Source organism: Wohlfahrtiimonas larvae, from assembly GCF_002006755.1.
Taxonomy (GTDB): Bacteria; Pseudomonadota; Gammaproteobacteria; order Cardiobacteriales; family Wohlfahrtiimonadaceae; genus Wohlfahrtiimonas; species Wohlfahrtiimonas larvae.
On record NZ_MVDO01000211.1, the window covers coordinates 1 to 16,269 of the forward strand.

Below are 16,269 nucleotides of genomic sequence, written 5' to 3' on the forward strand. Positions count from 1 at the left end.
CTTCAGTATAACGCTGATATAAATTCGCAAAATCAATGGTTGAATCAGTTAAAACAGCTTTCGCCAGTTGCTTCGTTGCTTTGCTAATATTTTGAGAATCTGCTGATTGGTCTAATAAATAGATCCATTCATTTAGGGTACTTTCATCATTCAAATCGCACCATTTCTCTATGACTTCAATGGCAAGATCAGGGCGTTTATTACCTTGATAGAGGTAAAATAAAGTTCTTACAGCTTCCTGATCTTTTTCCTTTGCACGCGCGATTAAACCCTCTAAATATTCACGCTCATCTGCAATACGAGATTGATCATACTCTGCACGTTCAGAGAGATTTTCTATCTTTTGATACATTTGATCTGCTAAATCATATTCCAACTGAAAGAAATAGAACTCTGCTAACTGCTGGTAATTTTCATCATTAGGTTCTAAGGTAACTAACTTTTCTGTTAAAACTCTTTGTGCTGTGTAATCATTCTTCTCTCGTGCATCATTCAATAATGCACGCACAGCTGTTAAATTCCCTTTATCCGCCCAATCACTCAATACTCTTAATGCTTCATCTACTTCGACATTTTTCTCTAACATCCAACGAGCATAATTCACACAAGCTAAAGAGTTACCGTCATGACAGCTCTCTTTAATTTCGGCAAGTGCATCAAAATTCATACGATAAGGTTCAATTGTAACAAGCTTGAATAACCATTCTTGTATCAATGAAGATTGATCTTTTAACGATAATAATAAAGATAATGTCGCCGTATCCGCAGGTTGATTTTCCACAACACTAATAATTAATGCCACACCTTCAGCTTGTAAGGTTGCATCATCACTTTGTGCTAATAACATACCCAATGGTACATGTGCATTCATATTTGAAGTTAAGCGATACAATTCGATGGCTTTTTCAATATTTTGTTCTATCCCCTTACCATGATGATAACTCTCTGCTAATTCATAAGTTGCCTGATAATCTTCTGGATATTTTTCGATGATTTCAGCAAATAAAATATTAGCTTGCTGCTCATCTTTAGCAACATTGCCCTTACCATATTTCAGCATCATCGCTTGTAACAATTTTGCTTGATCAAATTCTGTTGTATCATGATCCAATGTATTAATTTTTTGATAAAGTGCCAATGCTTTTTGTGCATCTTCATATTGCACATCTGAGTCATAAATCTGTGCTAGATACATTAATGTTTTTGAGTCATCAGGATTTAACGTCAATGCCTGATTTAAATTTGTGAAAACGTCTGGCATCACTTGATCACGATAGCCCTGTTCATTATAAAGTAACCATGCTTTTTCACGATAAGCAGTGGCATCCTTTGGAAACTGTTCTATTGCACGATCATACCAATCCAATGCTTTTTTCAACGCAGATTTATCATATGCTCCCTCATCACCATAATATCGGCTTAAATTAATCATTGAGACATAATCACCCAATTCCGCTGCTCTGATTAAATAAGGAATAGCATCACTACCATAAAGGTTCTGACTAAGAAAAATATTAGCAGCAAGATCCCCTGATTCAGCCAATGGGATGATTTGATCAATGATGGGAGTTTTATCTGCATACCAACCTTCATCTAAATAATACATTGCAATTGCTGCGCTTTGATCACCCAACTGAATAGCTTTTTCAAAATATTGTTTAGCAGTTTTAGGATTATGACTAAGAGCCCCCATAATTCTAGCTGCACTTGCATTATTTTCAGCTTGTTGCTTAAACTGTGCTACAACACTGTCTACAATATTTTGTGGGCGCGTTTTTAATGGGGAGATATCTCTAATATTAAAATATACAGGATCATTGATTTCTGCAAAATGCTCATAGTATATTTTTGTATATTCATGATATTTAGCTTTATCCGCAGGGAAACCTTCATATTCCCCATTGTATAAATCTCTTAAATAATAAACTGTGCTTTTAACACCTTGCTGATAAGCTGTTTCTAGATATTTTACAGCCTTTTGAGGTTCATAAGGAATATCGTCAAAAACTGTGTGTGCCTGCAATGCCATGATCCCCATATAGTAATGGGTCATAGCTGTTGGTTGGATATTATGTGCTTTAGCAATTAAATCTACTAATACTTTAGGATCTTCAATGCCAAATAGCTCTTGATTGCTATAACCATGATTGATCATAAACTCATAAGCTTCTGGTAAATTAGCATCTAGTGCCATTTGAATATATTTTTGAAGCGCCTCAACTGTTGCAGGGTCTTTCACAATATCACTATCCCAACTACTATTACTGAGGGATTTAAAAAGATTGTATGCTAAGTTATACGCTGACTTTGCATCACCTGCATCCGCAGCTTTCTTTAACCAGTGACGACCTTCTACAAGATCATATTCAGAAAAAGATTGATTTAACAAAAATGAACCATAAATAAAAGCCGCATCTTTTTCATCATTTTCCGCAGATACTTTAAACTCTGCAAAGCTTGAGGCAACATCAGCGTGATCAAAAGCATTCCAAGCTTTATCAACATCCGCCCAAGAAATTGCGGATAAACATAATAAGGAAACTGCTAATGCACTGCGCGGATAAGAGGGAAACTTCATAAAAAACCTTTAGGCAAAGTAGAGTCATTCGATCTGTGAATAAATAGCATAATCATTATAAAATATGAATAACAATTATTATCTATTTACTGATAGAATAGCGGTTTTACGATTTTTGTATGATCTCAAGGGATATCATCACTATGACTTTTATGGAATTTTTTCATGCTGAATGGATGTGGTTTGCGGGTTTAGCAGTTGTATTTATTCTCATCATTATGAATGAAATTAAAACTGTTAAACACAAAGCTTTCATCATTTCAGCAGCCAAAGCATTACAATTATCTAACAATGATGAAGCCATCTTTGTAGATATTCGTGATGCAGATACATTTAAAAAATCTCATATCCCTAGTTCGGTTCATGTTGCAGCAGAACAACTTGCAACCAAATTAGTGGACGGTACTCGCTTTAAAGATAAAGTAATTATCCTTTACTGTGACTCTGGCGCAACTTCAATAGATAAAGTTGAAAAATTACGCAAAGAACACGCAAATTTAAGCCTTTTCTCACTTCAAGGTGGGTTAAATGGTTGGTTACAAACAAATTTACCAGTTGAATCATCGAAGAAATAGGAGTTCACTATGTCAGTCGAAATGTATTATTTACCTTCTTGCCCATACTGCAAACGTGCTTTAGATCTTTTGAAAAAGAAAGGCGCAGAAGTTAAAATTTACGACGTCAATCAAGATTCACAATATTGGGAAGAGAGCAAAAAACGCTCTGGTCGTGATACTGTTCCTCAAATTTTTATTAATGATCAGCACATTGGTGGCTGTGATGACCTTCATGCATTAGATGCAAAAGGCGATCTAGATCCATTACTACAAAAATAATTTTACTCACTGTCATACATTTCATTAATTAAGGAAACATTATGTCTGAAAATGCAGCAAATGAAACTGGCCCAGTTTTTAACATTCACAAACTATACAGTAAAAATATCTCTGTGGAAGTTCCAAATGCACCAGCATGCTTCAAGAACGAAACTGCACCAGAAATTTCTGTACAACTAGCAAATATCGCTGCACAAGTTGAAGAAAATGTCACAGAAGTTGCGTTACGTTTAACTGTGACAGCTAAAGTTGGTGAAGAAATTTTATACTTGGTAGAAATCGAACAAGCAGGCGTTTTCACAATCGAAGGTTTTAATGACGAACAACGTGGACATATGGAAGGTGCTTTCTGCCCTAACATTTTGTTCCCATATGCTCGTGAAACATTAGATTCAATGATTCTAAAAGCAGGTTTCCCACCATTAACATTGGCACCTGTTAACTTCGATTTGCTCTATGCACAGCGTTTAGAACAAATGCAAACTGAAGGCAATGCATAATATAATATGCATTCCGTAAAAACCCTCTTTCGGAGGGTTTTTCTTTATAACGAGAATGGAAAACGATGCGGATTGCTCAAGATTTTGTCACAAAAGAATTACCCAAGATTATTAAACTCCCTTATTGCGTCATTGCCGGCGATGAACCAGCATTAATGCTCAATACTGAGCAAAAAATTAAAGATGCAATCATGAACTCAGGCGAATATGAGCGGGAAGTTTTTGATGTTGATAATAAATTTAATTGGTCAGATATCATTAATACAGGCCAAAGTTTGTCATTATTTTCAACACAAAAACTCATTCAGCTTAAATTTGCTAATAAACCAGATGCAAAAACATTCAAAATATTGCATGAATGTTTAGATAAAACGAACCCTGATCTTTTTTATCTCATAACTATGCCAAAACTTGATAGCAATACATTAAAGAATAAAACGCTATCAATGGTTGAGCGAAATGGCTGCTTAATTACAATTTATCCACCAGATCATACAAAACTTCCCAGTTGGATTCAAAATCGAGCTCGTGAATTACATGTTAATTTATCACAAGAATCAGTGGCTTTTATTGCTGCCCACAATGAAGGTAATTTTCTCGCAATTGAACAATTATTAACTCAATTATCCTTTTTATATGGTCATCAACAAATATCCAATGAGATGATCGCTGAACTCAGCTCAGAAAACTCTAACTTTGTTGCATTCGATTTAAGCTCAGCATTATTAACGGGAGACATTGCTCGTATTTATCGCATCATTCAAGGTTTGAGATCTGAAGGTGATGTACCAACATTAGTGAACTGGGTTCTACAAAAAGAGATTGCAATATTGCAGCGCATGTATGCAAAAATAGATGCAGGTGCCACTATCGAAATGGCATTGAATGACGTTTGGCAAAATCAAAAACCATTATATCGCTTAGCTTTAAATCGTATGAACCCGAACCGTTTACGTAATCTCACAAGTATGGTGGTGCAGATCGATCTATCCATTAAAGGCCAAATGAATGAAAATCCTTGGAATGCCATTATGCGTACCGCCTTTGCTTTTGCAGGCAAAAGACTACTTCCATTAAGTGCAGAGATTAAACTATGAATGCTTTACCTCCTTTAAATATTTTACTCGAAGCGATTTTAAGCGCCGCACAATCACCACTTAAAATCAGTGATATTCAAACCTTATTCGATGTCCACGAACAACCTTCAACAGAAGATATCAAAGAAGCTTTACAAATTTTGAAATACAAATTAGATGGTCGTGGTGTTGAACTAGTTGAGGTTGCTTCTGGTTATCGCATTCAAGTACCACAACAATATTCACAATGGGTCTCTCGTTTATACGATGAAAAACCACAACGTTATAGCCGCGCTTTACTAGAAACTTTAGCATTGATCGCATATCGTCAGCCTATTAGCCGCGGTGATATTGAAGAAATTCGAGGCGTTTCTGTGAGTAGTAATATTATGAAAACACTGCAAGAACGTGAATGGATTAAAGTACTGGGTCAACGTGAAGTACCTGGTCGCCCTAATTTATATGGCACCACTAAACAATTTTTGGATGATTTCAATCTCAAACAATTGAGTGAATTACCACCATTGATTGAATTAGAAAAACTTGAAAAAACTGTTGAACAAATGGGTTTATCATTCAATGTAAATGAGGAATCTTAAATGTTTCGCCCTTTAACGTTATTCATTGGATTGCGTTATACACGCGCCAAGCGAAAAAAAAATTTCATCTCCTTTATCTCATTTATCTCCATTGGTGGTATCGCACTCGGAATGATGACGATGATTGTTGTATTATCAGTGATGAATGGTTTTCAAAATGAAGTTCGCCAACGTAATCTTGCGATGGCTTATGATCTATCCATTCGTAACAGTAATCCACAAGGTTTTATCAACAACTGGCAAAAATTATATTCAAAGATTAAAGCTAATCCCAATATTATTGCTGCTGCACCATTTAATAATGGTGAAGGATTAATGGCTGCTAATGGGCAATTTTTCCCCGTCAAAATTCAAGGTGTTGATCCTAATTATGAAGATTCTGTTTCTAGTATTAATCATGCCATCACTGCTGACTTTATTTCAGCTGCAGATTTTACAATTTTACAAGAAGGTGAATTTGGCACAATTTTAGGATCAGATTTAGCAATGAATTTAGGCTTAAATGTTGGCGATACTGTCACCTTAATTACGCCAAAAATTCAGATTACCGCCGCAGGTGCCATTCCTCGGATGAAACGCCTAAAGGTTGTGGGTATTTTCCGTTTAGGTGCTTATGAATATGATTCTGTCATGGCTCTCATGCATTATCAAGATAGCGGTAAAATCTATCAATTACCTAAAAATAGCGTATCAGGTTTTCGTTTAAAGTTAAACGATCCCATGATTGCACGAGAAACAGCTGAACAAATAAAAGATCAATTAGGAAATGATTACCAAACCATGACTTGGATTGAAGAGTTTAAAATTCTCTTTAAAATGATTGAAATTGAAAAACTCACAATGTTTACAATTATGAGTTTAATCATTGCAGTTGCTGTGTTTAATGTTGTATCAACATTAGTAATGGTTGTCACCGAAAAACGCCCTGAAATTGCAATATTACGTACATTAGGCATGTCCCCCACACAAATTATGATGATATTCATGGTACAAGGGATTTTTATTGGTTTCTTTGGAGCCATCATTGGTATTCTTTTAGGTTTACTCATTGCGCTGAATGTCAATCCAATCATTACCTTCATTGAAGGCATTTTCGGTGGTAATGTTGGCAATGCTTTTTATGTTACAGAAATCCCATCCATTGTGATCTGGAGTGATATTTATATTATTGCCTTCATTACATTTGGTCTAGCAAGTGTTGCTACGCTCTATCCCGCTTGGAAAGCATCTAAAACTCAGCCTGCGGAGGCACTCCGTTATGATTAAATTATTTAAACCTTTAAGTTTATCCATCGGGCTTCGTTATACAGCAGCACAACGTAAGAATAACTTTATATCATTCATTTCATTTATTTCTATTGGTGGCATTGCTTTAGGATTAACTGCAATCATTGTGGTTTTATCAGTAATGAATGGCTTTCAACAAGGTATCACAGAAGTTAGCCAAGCCGTCGCCTATGATCTAAAAATGACTAAACGCCCAAATGATGGTTATTTTAACGATTGGCAGACGATGTATAAAAAAGTTTCTAACCACAATAATATTATGGCGGGCGCTCCTTTTACCAATGGTGAAGGCTTAATGAATGCCAATGGGCTAATGAGACCTGTACAAATAGAGGGGATTGATCCGCAATATCAGCTCAATGTATCCAATATTATGCAAAGCTTTGATGCTTTAAACCATGATGAACCAGCTATTATCTTAGGTAAAGATTTAGCACAATTATTGGATGCCAATATTGGTGATTATGTCACTTTAATTACGCCTGAGGTCGCACAACATTCTGATGCAGTGATTCCAAGAGTTAAAGGTTTTATCGTTGTGGATATCTTCAATGTGGGTATGTACGAATATGATGCCAATACTGCATTCATTCACATCAATGAAGCGAATCAAATATTCAAAGTCCCTGAAAACGAGGTTCAAGGCATACGCTTAAAACTACATAATCTGAATATTGCTCGATCAACAGCAATGGAGATTGTGGATAACCTTGAGGATAACTCTGTGTTAATTTATAGCTGGGTCGATCAATTTGCAACACTTGCCAATATGATTGAAACAGAAAAACGTACTATTTTTATTATTATGAGTTTAATTGTTGCTGTTGCTGTATTCAATGTTGTTTCTACATTAGTGATGGTTGTGAATGATAAGCGCTCTGAAATTGCAATTTTAAGAACATTAGGATTATCGCCCAAATCTATTATGGCAATCTTCATGGTTCAAGGTATTGTCATAGGCTTCTGGGGCGTATTAATTGGCACTAGTTTGGGGCTCATCATTAGTATTAATGTGAATAATATAATCGGTTGGATCGAATCCATCCTAGGCTATACCGTATTTGAGCCAAGTGTATATCCACTTTCACATATTCCCACCATTATCCGTTGGAATGATATTTCTATGATTGCCGTCATGGCATTTTTATTAGCAAGTTTAGCAACCATTTATCCTGCTTGGAGAGCTGCTAAAACTCAACCTGCTGAGGCTTTACGTTATGAGTAATCCCATATTAATTGCAAAGAATTTATCTAAATCTTATTTTGATCATAAAAATGAAGTTAAAGTTTTTGAAAATCTGAACTTTACGATTAATTCCAAAGATCGCATTGCCATTATTGGCGCATCAGGTTCTGGTAAAAGCACTTTGTTACATACGTTATCAGGGTTAGACCAGCCAACAGCTGGTGAAGTTTTATTGAATGGTAAAGCATTCAGCCAAGGTTCTGAAAAAGAGCGTGGCGTATGGCGCAATCAATATTTAGGTTTTATTTATCAATTTCATCATTTATTACCTGAATTCACAGCATTGGATAATGTTGCCATTCCTTGTGCCATTGGTGGAATGAGCATCAAAGAAGCCCAAGAACATGCTAAAGAGATGTTGGCTCGTGTTGGATTATCTCACCGCATTGGTCACAAACCTTCTGCATTATCAGGTGGTGAACGCCAGCGCGTTGCAATTGCACGCGCTTTAGTGACAAAACCATTGGCCGTCTTAGCAGATGAACCAACAGGTAACTTAGATGCTGAAAATGCTCACGCAATTTTTGATCTCATGTATGAAATTAATGAAGAAATTGGTACAGCGCTTGTTGTTGTCACACATGATTTAGAGCTAGCACACAAAATGGATCATCGCTTTCGTTTAGATAACCATCAACTCATTCAGGAACAATAATCATGACTGAAATTTTTATGCAATTTATTGATCTATTTTTAAATCTAGATAAATACCTCGAGATTGCAGTACAACAATATGGTATTTGGATTTATATTATCTTAATCATCATTATTTTCTGTGAAACAGGTTTAGTGATCACACCAATTTTACCTGGTGATTCATTATTATTTGCAGCAGGTGCTTTAGCCGCAATGGGATTACTTAATATTTATCTACTGTTTTTTACACTATTAATTGCTGCTATTTTAGGTGATGCTCTTAATTATCAAATTGGCCATTATGTTGGTTTAAAAGTATTTAAACAGGATGCCAAAATATTTAAATTAAAATATTTAGAGAAAACCCATAATTTTTATGAAAAATATGGCAGCAAAACAATCGTGATTGCTCGTTTTGTACCCATCGTTCGTACATTTGCCCCTTTTGTAGCAGGTGCAAGCAAAATGACTTATAAAACATTCGCAACTTATAATATTTTTGGTGCATTTTTATGGATGTTCCTGATGTTGGGAGCCGGTTATATTTTTGGTACCATTCCATGGATCAAAAATAATTTTTCCATCATTGTTTTAGGTATTATATTCATTTCAATTTTGCCAATGATTTACGAAATTGGTAAAGCATGGTTAGAGCATCGTAAAAAAAACCAATAAAATTGATCAGATTATTTGCAAAATAAGTGTAAAGCTTATAGAATTTGCGGACAAACAAATAATGGTCAACTTTTCCGACTGAATCAATTTCTTAATTTATTTTACTTGGCTAAGTCCTTAGCTGAGTCATATTAATTTATCCTTTATTTAAATCTAGAATTAATCTATGAACTTAACTGAATTAAAACAAATGCCCGCTGCTGAGCTGATTCGTATTGCTCAAGAAATGCAGTTAGATGGTATCGCCCGTGCTAAAAAACACGACTTAATTTTCTCTATTTTAAAAGCACATGCAAAAAATGGCGAAGAAATTTCAGGTGATGGTGTTCTTGAAATTTTAAATGATGGCTATGGCTTCCTTCGCGGTGCAGACAGCTCTTATATGGCTGGCCCTGATGATGTTTATATTAGTCCATCTCAAATTCGTAAGTTTAACCTAAGAACAGGCGATACCGTTTCTGGTAAAATTCGCCCGCCTAAGGATAATGAAAAATATTTCTCCCTTTCTAAAGTTGATACCATCAACTATGAACCTGTGGAAAACTCTGTGCGTAAAGTTGCATTTGAGAACTTAACACCGATTCATCCCAATGAATTATTAAAAATGGAACGTGGTAATGGTTCAAGCGAAGATATTACAGCACGTTTGATTGACATGGTTGCTCCCATCGGTAAAGGCCAGCGTAGCTTAATCGTAGCGCCGCCAAAAACAGGTAAAACTGTGATGATGCAAAATATTGCTCAATCCATCGAAAATAACTTCCCAGAATGTTATCTCATCGTACTATTGATCGATGAGCGCCCTGAAGAAGTGACAGAGATGAAACGATTATTAATGCGTGGTGATGTGATTGCCTCAACATTTGATGAACCTGCTGTTCGCCATGTCCAAGTGGCAGAAATGGTCATCGAAAAAGCACGTCGCTTAGTTGAGCATGGCCGCGATGTCGTTATCTTATTAGATTCAATGACTCGCTTAGCACGTGCATATAATGCTGTTGTGCCGTCATCAGGTAAAGTCTTATCAGGTGGTGTGGATGCCAATGCATTGCATCGCCCTAAACGTTTCTTTGGTGCGGCACGTAATATTGAAAATGGTGGCAGCTTAACCATTATTGCAACAGCATTAGTAGATACTGGCTCAAAAATGGATGAAGTAATTTATGAAGAGTTTAAAGGTACAGGTAACTCTGAATTGCATCTAGATCGCTCAGTATCTGAAAAACGAATTTTCCCTGCAATTGATATTAATCGTTCTGGTACACGTAAAGAAGAACTCTTAACTGATCCTGACGATTTGGCGAAAATGTGGATTCTCCGTAAGATTTTATATCCTATGGATGAGATCCAATCAATGGAGTTTGTATTAGAACGACTCAAAGAAACAAAGACAAATCAAGCATTTTTTGATGCAATGAAACGCTAACTATTGCGCAAAAAATATCTTTTTGTTAGAATATCGTGCTATTTTAAACTAAGTAGGCTTTATATTAGCCGTTGTTTTTTACTTATTACTGGATTTTATTATGAAAGCAGAAGGTCATCCTAACTATCGCCCAGTTGTTTTCCAAGACAGCTCAAGCGATTTCGCGGTTTTAACGCGTTCAACAATTTCAACAAAAGACACTATCGTTTGGACAGATGGTAATGAATACCCTCTTTACAAAATTGAAGTTTCTTCACAATCACACCCTTTCTTCACTGGTAAACAAAATATCGTGGATACAGAAGGTCGTGTTGATCGCTTCCGTAAGAAATACGGTCGTTAATTGATTTAAATTAAAAGCATCTTAAATAGATGCTTTTTTTTTGAACATTTGTATTTTGCTAAGTTGCTCAAGCTCGTTTATATTAGTCCCATGTGTTATTTTAGCTATAACATATTTATTGGATAGATCTTATAAAGATCACTATGGAGGATAAAAATGACAACTACCAATAGAAATAGCGTTACTTTTACTGATAACCGCACACAAAAACAAGGTGAATTCCCAATTTTAGAATCAGTTTATGGCGATGATGTTGTTGATATTGCAGCAATGAATCGTACATTAAACTTATTCAGTTATGATCCAGGTTTTGTTTCAACTGCAAGTTGTGAAAGCGCAATCACTTATTTAGATGGTGATAAAGGTGAATTACTCTATCGTGGCTATCCTATTGAGCAATTAGCGGAAAGATCTAGCTTCTTAGATGTTTGTTATCTCATATTTAATGGTGAATTACCAACCCTAACAGAATCTAAAGATTTTGAAAATATCATCATGACACACAGCCTAATGCATGAAAACCTAAAAGTATTCCTGCAAGGCTTTAGATATGACTCTCATCCTATGGCAATTCTTGCGGGTACTGTTGCATCAATGGCGGGCTTCTATCACGATAAATTGGATATTCATAATCCAGAACATCGCATGATCACAGCACATCGCTTGATCTCAAAAATGCCAACAATTGTTGCAGCTGCGTATAAGCATTCTATCGGGCAACCTTTAGTTTATCCAACAAACTCATTGTCATATGCTGGTAACTTCTTGAACATGATGTTCAGCTCACCATGTGCACCTTATGAAATTGATCCAGTAGCTGAAAAAGCAATGGATGTATTATTCATTTTACATGCTGATCATGAGCAAAATGCTTCAACATCTACAGTACGTATGGCAGGCTCTTCTGGTGCTAATCCATATGCTGCAGTATCTGCGGGTATCTCATGCTTATGGGGAGCGTCACATGGTGGTGCAAACGAAGCTGTATTGACCATGTTGGGTGAAATTGGCTCTGTTGATAATGTCAGTAAATATGTTGCGAAAGCAAAAGATAAAGAAGATCCATTCCGTTTAATGGGCTTTGGTCACCGTGTTTATAAAAACTTTGATCCTCGCGCTAAACTCATTAAAGGCATTGCAGATGAAGTATTAGCGAAATATGGTAATGATCCATTGATGGAAGTAGCAAAACGTTTAGAAGAAGTTGCATTAAAAGATGAATACTTCATTGAACGTAAATTATATCCAAACGTAGACTTCTATTCAGGCATTATCTATAAAGCATTGGGCTTCCCAACACAAATGTTTACACCATTATTTGCACTAGCTCGTACAGTGGGTTGGATTACCCATTGGAATGAAATGATTGCGGATCCGAAGATGAAAATTTCTCGTCCAAGACAACGCTACATCGGACACACTCTCCGAAACATGTAATTTATTTTTAATTTTAAAACCGCCAGATATGGCGGTTTTTTTTGGAACCATTAAGATTTAAAAGGAAAAATATGAACACTTTACTAGGCCAAGCTGTACTATCCTGCGAACAATTTGATCTTCACACTTTAAATAAATTATTTACATTAGCAGATATTCTACAGCCCGTTGCATATGGCAAAGCCTATACTAATGTATTAGAAGGTGCTGTTATGGGCAGCCTTTTCTTTGAGGCAAGTACACGAACTCGTTTAAGCTTTGATGCTGCTTTTATGCGTTTAGGTGGTAAAGTTTCAAGTACAACAGGGGTTTCGTTCTCATCCATTGTTAAGGGTGAATCCATTGAAGACACAGCACGTGTAATTTCAGGCTATTTTGATGTATTAGTGGTTCGTCACCCAGAAGAACAAGCTATTTATAAAATGGCACAAGCAACAGATATACCAATCATTAATGGCGGTAATGGTGCTGGTGAACATCCAACACAAGCGCTGTTAGATGCCTATACAATCCATAATGAATTTAAATTAAATGGAAAATCTATGGATGGTTGTAAAATTGCAATGATCGGTGACTTACGTTATGGTCGTACTGTACATTCATTGGTGAAATTGATGTCTTTATACAAAAATATTACCTTCACTTTTGCCTCGCCAGATTTCTTAAAAATGCCCGAGTACATTACTGAGTTTGCTCGTGAACGTGGTCATACCGTGATCGAAACAGATCAATTGAAACATGGTATCCACAATAATGATGTGATCTATGCAACACGTATTCAAAAAGAGCGATTCACAGAAGGTGAAGAAACTCGTAAACCAGAATTAAGCTTCCGCATCAATCAATCCATGATTGACCAATACGCGATGAAAGATGCCATCATCATGCATCCATTACCACGTGATAGTCGTGAAAATGCGAATGACTTAAGCAATGACTTAGATAACGATCCACGTTTGGCTATTTTCCGCCAATCAGATGCTGGTGTACCTGCAAGAATGGCATTATTTGCAATGGTACTTGGTGTTGACCAAGGTATTGAAAATACAATCAAACCTGCAGGTTGGTTTGTACCTTAATTTCAAAGGTTAACGCATCTACGATTATCAGCTATAATTAGAATTTACATTTCATTTGTGTATCCTTTAGGAGAGAATTATGTCGGCCATTAAACAATTAGTTGCTAGAGAAATCATTGATTCACGTGGAAACCCAACAGTTTGGGTGGAAGCAACTTTAGAATCTGGTGTAAAAGGCGTTGCAGCTGTGCCAAGCGGTGCATCCACAGGTGCAAGAGAAGCAATTGAATTGCGTGATGGTGATAAATCGCGTTACGGTGGTAAAGGCGTATTAAAAGCATGTGAAAATGTGAATGGTGAAATATTAACAGCTGTTCGCGGCATGGATGCTGCAGATCAAAAAGCATTAGATGAAAAATTAATCGCATTAGATGGTACAGACAATAAAGCTCGTTTAGGTGCAAATGCATTATTGGGCGTTTCATTAGCTGTTGCTCATGCAGCTGCCAATGAAAAAGGTATCCCTTTATATCGTCATTTAAATGATACAACACAATATGTGTTGCCTGTACCAATGATGAACATCTTAAATGGTGGTTCTCATGCTGATAACTCAGTAGATGTTCAAGAATTCATGATTTTGCCAGTAGGTGCACCTTCTTTTAAAGAAGCTGTACGCTGGGGTGCTGAAATTTTCCATGAATTGAAAAATGTATTGAATGCGCGTGGTTTAGCAACAACTGTCGGTGATGAAGGTGGTTTTGCACCTAACTTGTCATCTAATGAAGAAGCTTTAGAAGTGATCATGGCTGCAATCAAAGATGCAGGTTATACACCAGGTAAAGATGTATTCCTTGGTTTAGACGTTGCATCATCTGAATTCTACAAAGATGGTAAATACGTTTTAGAATCAGAAGGTAAATCTTTCACATCTGAAGAATTTGCTGATTTCTTAGCTGATTGGGTTGCTCGTTATCCTATCATCACAATCGAAGATGGTATGGATGAAGCTGATTGGGCAGGTTGGAAAGTATTGACTGAAAAATTGGGTGATAAAATCCAATTAGTGGGCGATGATTTGTTCGTAACTAATACAAAGATTTTGAAAGAAGGCATTGATAAAAACATTGCTAACTCAATCTTAATCAAATTCAACCAAATCGGTACATTAACTGAAACATTAGAAGCAATCAAAATGGCTGATGATGCAAACTATACTTCTGTTGTATCTCATCGTTCAGGTGAAACATCAGATGTCACAATCGCTGATTTAGCAGCTGCAGCACTCAGCACACAATTAAAAACAGGTTCATTATGCCGTTCTGACCGTGTTGAAAAATACAATCGCTTAATCTGCATCGAAGAAGAATTGGGTATCAATGCTATCTATGCAGGTAAATCTGCATTTAAAGCAGTGAAATTCTAATTTAAAAATTTCTAGAAATTAATATTATTGCTTTCATAGTAATAATATTAGAAATACCAACTAAGTGATGGATATCATTAATCCATCACTTTTTTATTGCTTCAATTAAGGCTCAATAATGCATGATACCCACAAGATTATCCACACTTTATCCACAGAGCGTTTAATTCTACGTGAATGGAGAAATTCTGATCTACTAAGTTTATATCAAATGGTTTCTGATCCTGATGTTATGAAATTCTTTCCTTCCGTATTATCTGAGCTTGAAGCTCAAGATTTCCTTAAGGCTATTCAAGATAGGATGACCCAACATGGTTGGGGCATGTGGGCTTGTGAATTAAAAGCCACACAAGAAGTTATTGGTTTTGTGGGCTTAAATATTCCACAAGATGACTTCTATTTTAATCCCTGTGTAGAAATTGGTTGGCGCTTACGAAAAGAATTTTGGCACCAAGGCTTGGCACAAGAAGCAGCAAAAGAAGCACTCAAATTTGGCTTCACAGAGTTGAATTTAGATAAAATCGTTGCCTTACAACTGTGACAAATTTACCATCACAAGCTCTCATGCAAAGATTGCATATGGTTAAAAATCCACAGCATTTTAACCATCCAAGATTATCAGAAAACCATCCTTTAGTTGAACATGTTCTATATGAATTAACAAAAGAGTTATGGTTAGCCAATCAATAATAAAATAAAAATCCAATGTTTCATGTGAAACATTGGATTTTTTTAAACTATAGATTACAACGAATTCATTAATACTGCTCTTTGTAAATAAGCTTGGATCCCCATACTAAATAATTCACCTATATTTTTTCCTTCAATCATTTCTGCTAAAGATTTATCTTCATTCAGAGATTGTTGTTCTTCAGCCCATACTTTTAAAGGATTAGTATTATATTTTTCAGGCATTACAAATGTGAGATTTGCTTGCTCAATCCATTGTTTATCAACTTTCGTTGCTGTATCAGCACACTCAAACTGAGTATAAATCACCTGATTATTCTCACCTATACATTTATTTAAAGCTTTAGATTTTGGTATTTTAACTGTTGTTGCATCTAACATCGGCACATCAGCCATCGCAACAGAGGTTACCAAAGCGAATATCCCAATAATATAAAGCCTCATCCCGCTCCTCCAATATGGTCAATTACTCCAATTGACGATCTACCATTCTAT

General features: G+C 36.0%; 17 protein-coding genes. 15 read left to right on the forward strand and 2 right to left on the reverse strand.

Going from position 1 to position 16,269, the window contains the following annotated elements; genetic code table 11:
- Window positions 1-2,578 (reverse strand): tetratricopeptide repeat protein (locus BZK14_RS10955; protein WP_143691456.1); only part of this gene is annotated, 2,578 nt, incomplete at its 3' end.
- A 143-nt stretch (window positions 2,579-2,721) separates the two neighbouring features.
- Here BZK14_RS10955 and BZK14_RS10960 point away from each other — a divergent pair.
- The 15 genes from BZK14_RS10960 to BZK14_RS11030 all read left to right on the forward strand — a co-directional run bounded on the left by BZK14_RS10960 (window position 2,722) and on the right by BZK14_RS11030 (window position 15,625).
- Window positions 2,722-3,153, forward strand: a complete 432-nt coding sequence (locus BZK14_RS10960) for a rhodanese-like domain-containing protein (protein WP_077926525.1) — start codon at window positions 2,722-2,724, stop codon at window positions 3,151-3,153.
- A 9-nt stretch (window positions 3,154-3,162) separates the two neighbouring features.
- Complete coding sequence (gene grxC, locus BZK14_RS10965; RefSeq protein WP_077926526.1) at window positions 3,163-3,414, forward strand: glutaredoxin 3; 252 nt, start codon at window positions 3,163-3,165, stop codon at window positions 3,412-3,414.
- Window positions 3,415-3,455: 41 nt separating this feature from the next.
- Window positions 3,456-3,914 (forward strand): protein-export chaperone SecB, encoded by a 459-nt coding sequence (gene secB, locus BZK14_RS10970; protein WP_077926527.1) that lies wholly within the window; start codon window positions 3,456-3,458, stop codon window positions 3,912-3,914.
- 65 nt (window positions 3,915-3,979) lie between these two features.
- On the forward strand, window positions 3,980-5,011 hold the full coding sequence (gene holA, locus BZK14_RS10975) for a DNA polymerase III subunit delta (RefSeq protein WP_077926528.1): 1,032 nt from the start codon (window positions 3,980-3,982) through the stop codon (window positions 5,009-5,011).
- Window positions 5,008-5,589, forward strand: coding sequence for an SMC-Scp complex subunit ScpB (gene scpB / locus BZK14_RS10980; protein ID WP_077926529.1), 582 nt, complete (start codon window positions 5,008-5,010; stop codon window positions 5,587-5,589). Before holA ends, scpB begins: the two co-directional genes overlap by 4 nt.
- Window positions 5,590-6,855 (forward strand): lipoprotein-releasing ABC transporter permease subunit, encoded by a 1,266-nt coding sequence (locus tag BZK14_RS10985; protein WP_077926530.1) that lies wholly within the window; start codon window positions 5,590-5,592, stop codon window positions 6,853-6,855. It abuts the gene before it with no gap.
- Window positions 6,848-8,101 (forward strand): lipoprotein-releasing ABC transporter permease subunit, encoded by a 1,254-nt coding sequence (locus tag BZK14_RS10990; protein WP_077926531.1) that lies wholly within the window; start codon window positions 6,848-6,850, stop codon window positions 8,099-8,101. Before BZK14_RS10985 ends, BZK14_RS10990 begins: the two co-directional genes overlap by 8 nt.
- Window positions 8,094-8,777 carry a lipoprotein-releasing ABC transporter ATP-binding protein LolD gene (gene lolD, locus BZK14_RS10995; protein ID WP_077926532.1) on the forward strand — a complete coding sequence of 228 codons (684 nt, stop codon included), beginning with the start codon at window positions 8,094-8,096 and terminating at the stop codon, window positions 8,775-8,777. The genes BZK14_RS10990 and lolD overlap by 8 nt, the downstream gene beginning before the upstream one ends.
- 2 nt (window positions 8,778-8,779) lie before the next feature.
- The gene (locus BZK14_RS11000; RefSeq protein WP_077926533.1) at window positions 8,780-9,433 is read left to right on the forward strand and encodes a DedA family protein; all 654 of its coding nucleotides are present in this window, start codon (window positions 8,780-8,782) and stop codon (window positions 9,431-9,433) included.
- Window positions 9,434-9,599: 166 nt separating this feature from the next.
- A complete protein-coding gene (gene rho / locus BZK14_RS11005; RefSeq protein ID WP_077926534.1) occupies window positions 9,600-10,859 on the forward strand; it encodes a transcription termination factor Rho in 1,260 nt (419 codons plus the stop codon).
- Between the two features lie 100 nt (window positions 10,860-10,959).
- Entirely contained in the window at window positions 10,960-11,202 is a 243-nt protein-coding gene (locus BZK14_RS11010; protein ID WP_077926535.1) for a type B 50S ribosomal protein L31, read from the forward strand.
- A gap of 156 nt (window positions 11,203-11,358) precedes the next feature.
- The gene (locus BZK14_RS11015) at window positions 11,359-12,639 is read left to right on the forward strand and encodes a citrate synthase (RefSeq protein WP_077926536.1); all 1,281 of its coding nucleotides are present in this window, start codon (window positions 11,359-11,361) and stop codon (window positions 12,637-12,639) included.
- A 71-nt stretch (window positions 12,640-12,710) separates the two neighbouring features.
- On the forward strand, window positions 12,711-13,718 hold the full coding sequence (gene pyrB / locus BZK14_RS11020) for an aspartate carbamoyltransferase (RefSeq protein WP_077926537.1): 1,008 nt from the start codon (window positions 12,711-12,713) through the stop codon (window positions 13,716-13,718).
- A 79-nt stretch (window positions 13,719-13,797) separates the two neighbouring features.
- Entirely contained in the window at window positions 13,798-15,084 is a 1,287-nt protein-coding gene (gene eno / locus BZK14_RS11025) for a phosphopyruvate hydratase (protein WP_077926538.1), read from the forward strand.
- A gap of 118 nt (window positions 15,085-15,202) precedes the next feature.
- Entirely contained in the window at window positions 15,203-15,625 is a 423-nt protein-coding gene (locus BZK14_RS11030) for a GNAT family N-acetyltransferase (protein ID WP_281249134.1), read from the forward strand.
- A 203-nt stretch (window positions 15,626-15,828) separates the two neighbouring features.
- On the opposite strand, the gene BZK14_RS11035 is transcribed toward BZK14_RS11030, so the two are convergent.
- A complete protein-coding gene (locus tag BZK14_RS11035) occupies window positions 15,829-16,218 on the reverse strand; it encodes a hypothetical protein (protein WP_077926539.1) in 390 nt (129 codons plus the stop codon).
- Window positions 16,219-16,269 lie beyond the last annotated feature (51 nt).

What these genes read in the sequence shown, in the direction of transcription:
- BZK14_RS10960 (WP_077926525.1), top strand. Translation starts at nt 2,722, where the DNA reads ATGACTTTTATGGAATTTTTTCATGCTGAATGGATGTGGTTTGCGGGT.
- grxC (WP_077926526.1), top strand. Translation starts at nt 3,163, where the DNA reads ATGTCAGTCGAAATGTATTATTTACCTTCTTGCCCATACTGCAAACGT.
- secB (WP_077926527.1), top strand. Translation starts at nt 3,456, where the DNA reads ATGTCTGAAAATGCAGCAAATGAAACTGGCCCAGTTTTTAACATTCAC.
- holA (WP_077926528.1), top strand. Translation starts at nt 3,980, where the DNA reads ATGCGGATTGCTCAAGATTTTGTCACAAAAGAATTACCCAAGATTATT.
- scpB (WP_077926529.1), top strand. Translation starts at nt 5,008, where the DNA reads ATGAATGCTTTACCTCCTTTAAATATTTTACTCGAAGCGATTTTAAGC.
- BZK14_RS10985 (WP_077926530.1), top strand. Translation starts at nt 5,590, where the DNA reads ATGTTTCGCCCTTTAACGTTATTCATTGGATTGCGTTATACACGCGCC.
- BZK14_RS10990 (WP_077926531.1), top strand. Translation starts at nt 6,848, where the DNA reads ATGATTAAATTATTTAAACCTTTAAGTTTATCCATCGGGCTTCGTTAT.
- lolD (WP_077926532.1), top strand. Translation starts at nt 8,094, where the DNA reads ATGAGTAATCCCATATTAATTGCAAAGAATTTATCTAAATCTTATTTT.
- BZK14_RS11000 (WP_077926533.1), top strand. Translation starts at nt 8,780, where the DNA reads ATGACTGAAATTTTTATGCAATTTATTGATCTATTTTTAAATCTAGAT.
- rho (WP_077926534.1), top strand. Translation starts at nt 9,600, where the DNA reads ATGAACTTAACTGAATTAAAACAAATGCCCGCTGCTGAGCTGATTCGT.
- BZK14_RS11010 (WP_077926535.1), top strand. Translation starts at nt 10,960, where the DNA reads ATGAAAGCAGAAGGTCATCCTAACTATCGCCCAGTTGTTTTCCAAGAC.
- BZK14_RS11015 (WP_077926536.1), top strand. Translation starts at nt 11,359, where the DNA reads ATGACAACTACCAATAGAAATAGCGTTACTTTTACTGATAACCGCACA.
- pyrB (WP_077926537.1), top strand. Translation starts at nt 12,711, where the DNA reads ATGAACACTTTACTAGGCCAAGCTGTACTATCCTGCGAACAATTTGAT.
- eno (WP_077926538.1), top strand. Translation starts at nt 13,798, where the DNA reads ATGTCGGCCATTAAACAATTAGTTGCTAGAGAAATCATTGATTCACGT.
- BZK14_RS11030 (WP_281249134.1), top strand. Translation starts at nt 15,203, where the DNA reads ATGCATGATACCCACAAGATTATCCACACTTTATCCACAGAGCGTTTA.
- BZK14_RS11035 (WP_077926539.1), bottom strand. Translation starts at nt 16,218, where the DNA reads ATGAGGCTTTATATTATTGGGATATTCGCTTTGGTAACCTCTGTTGCG.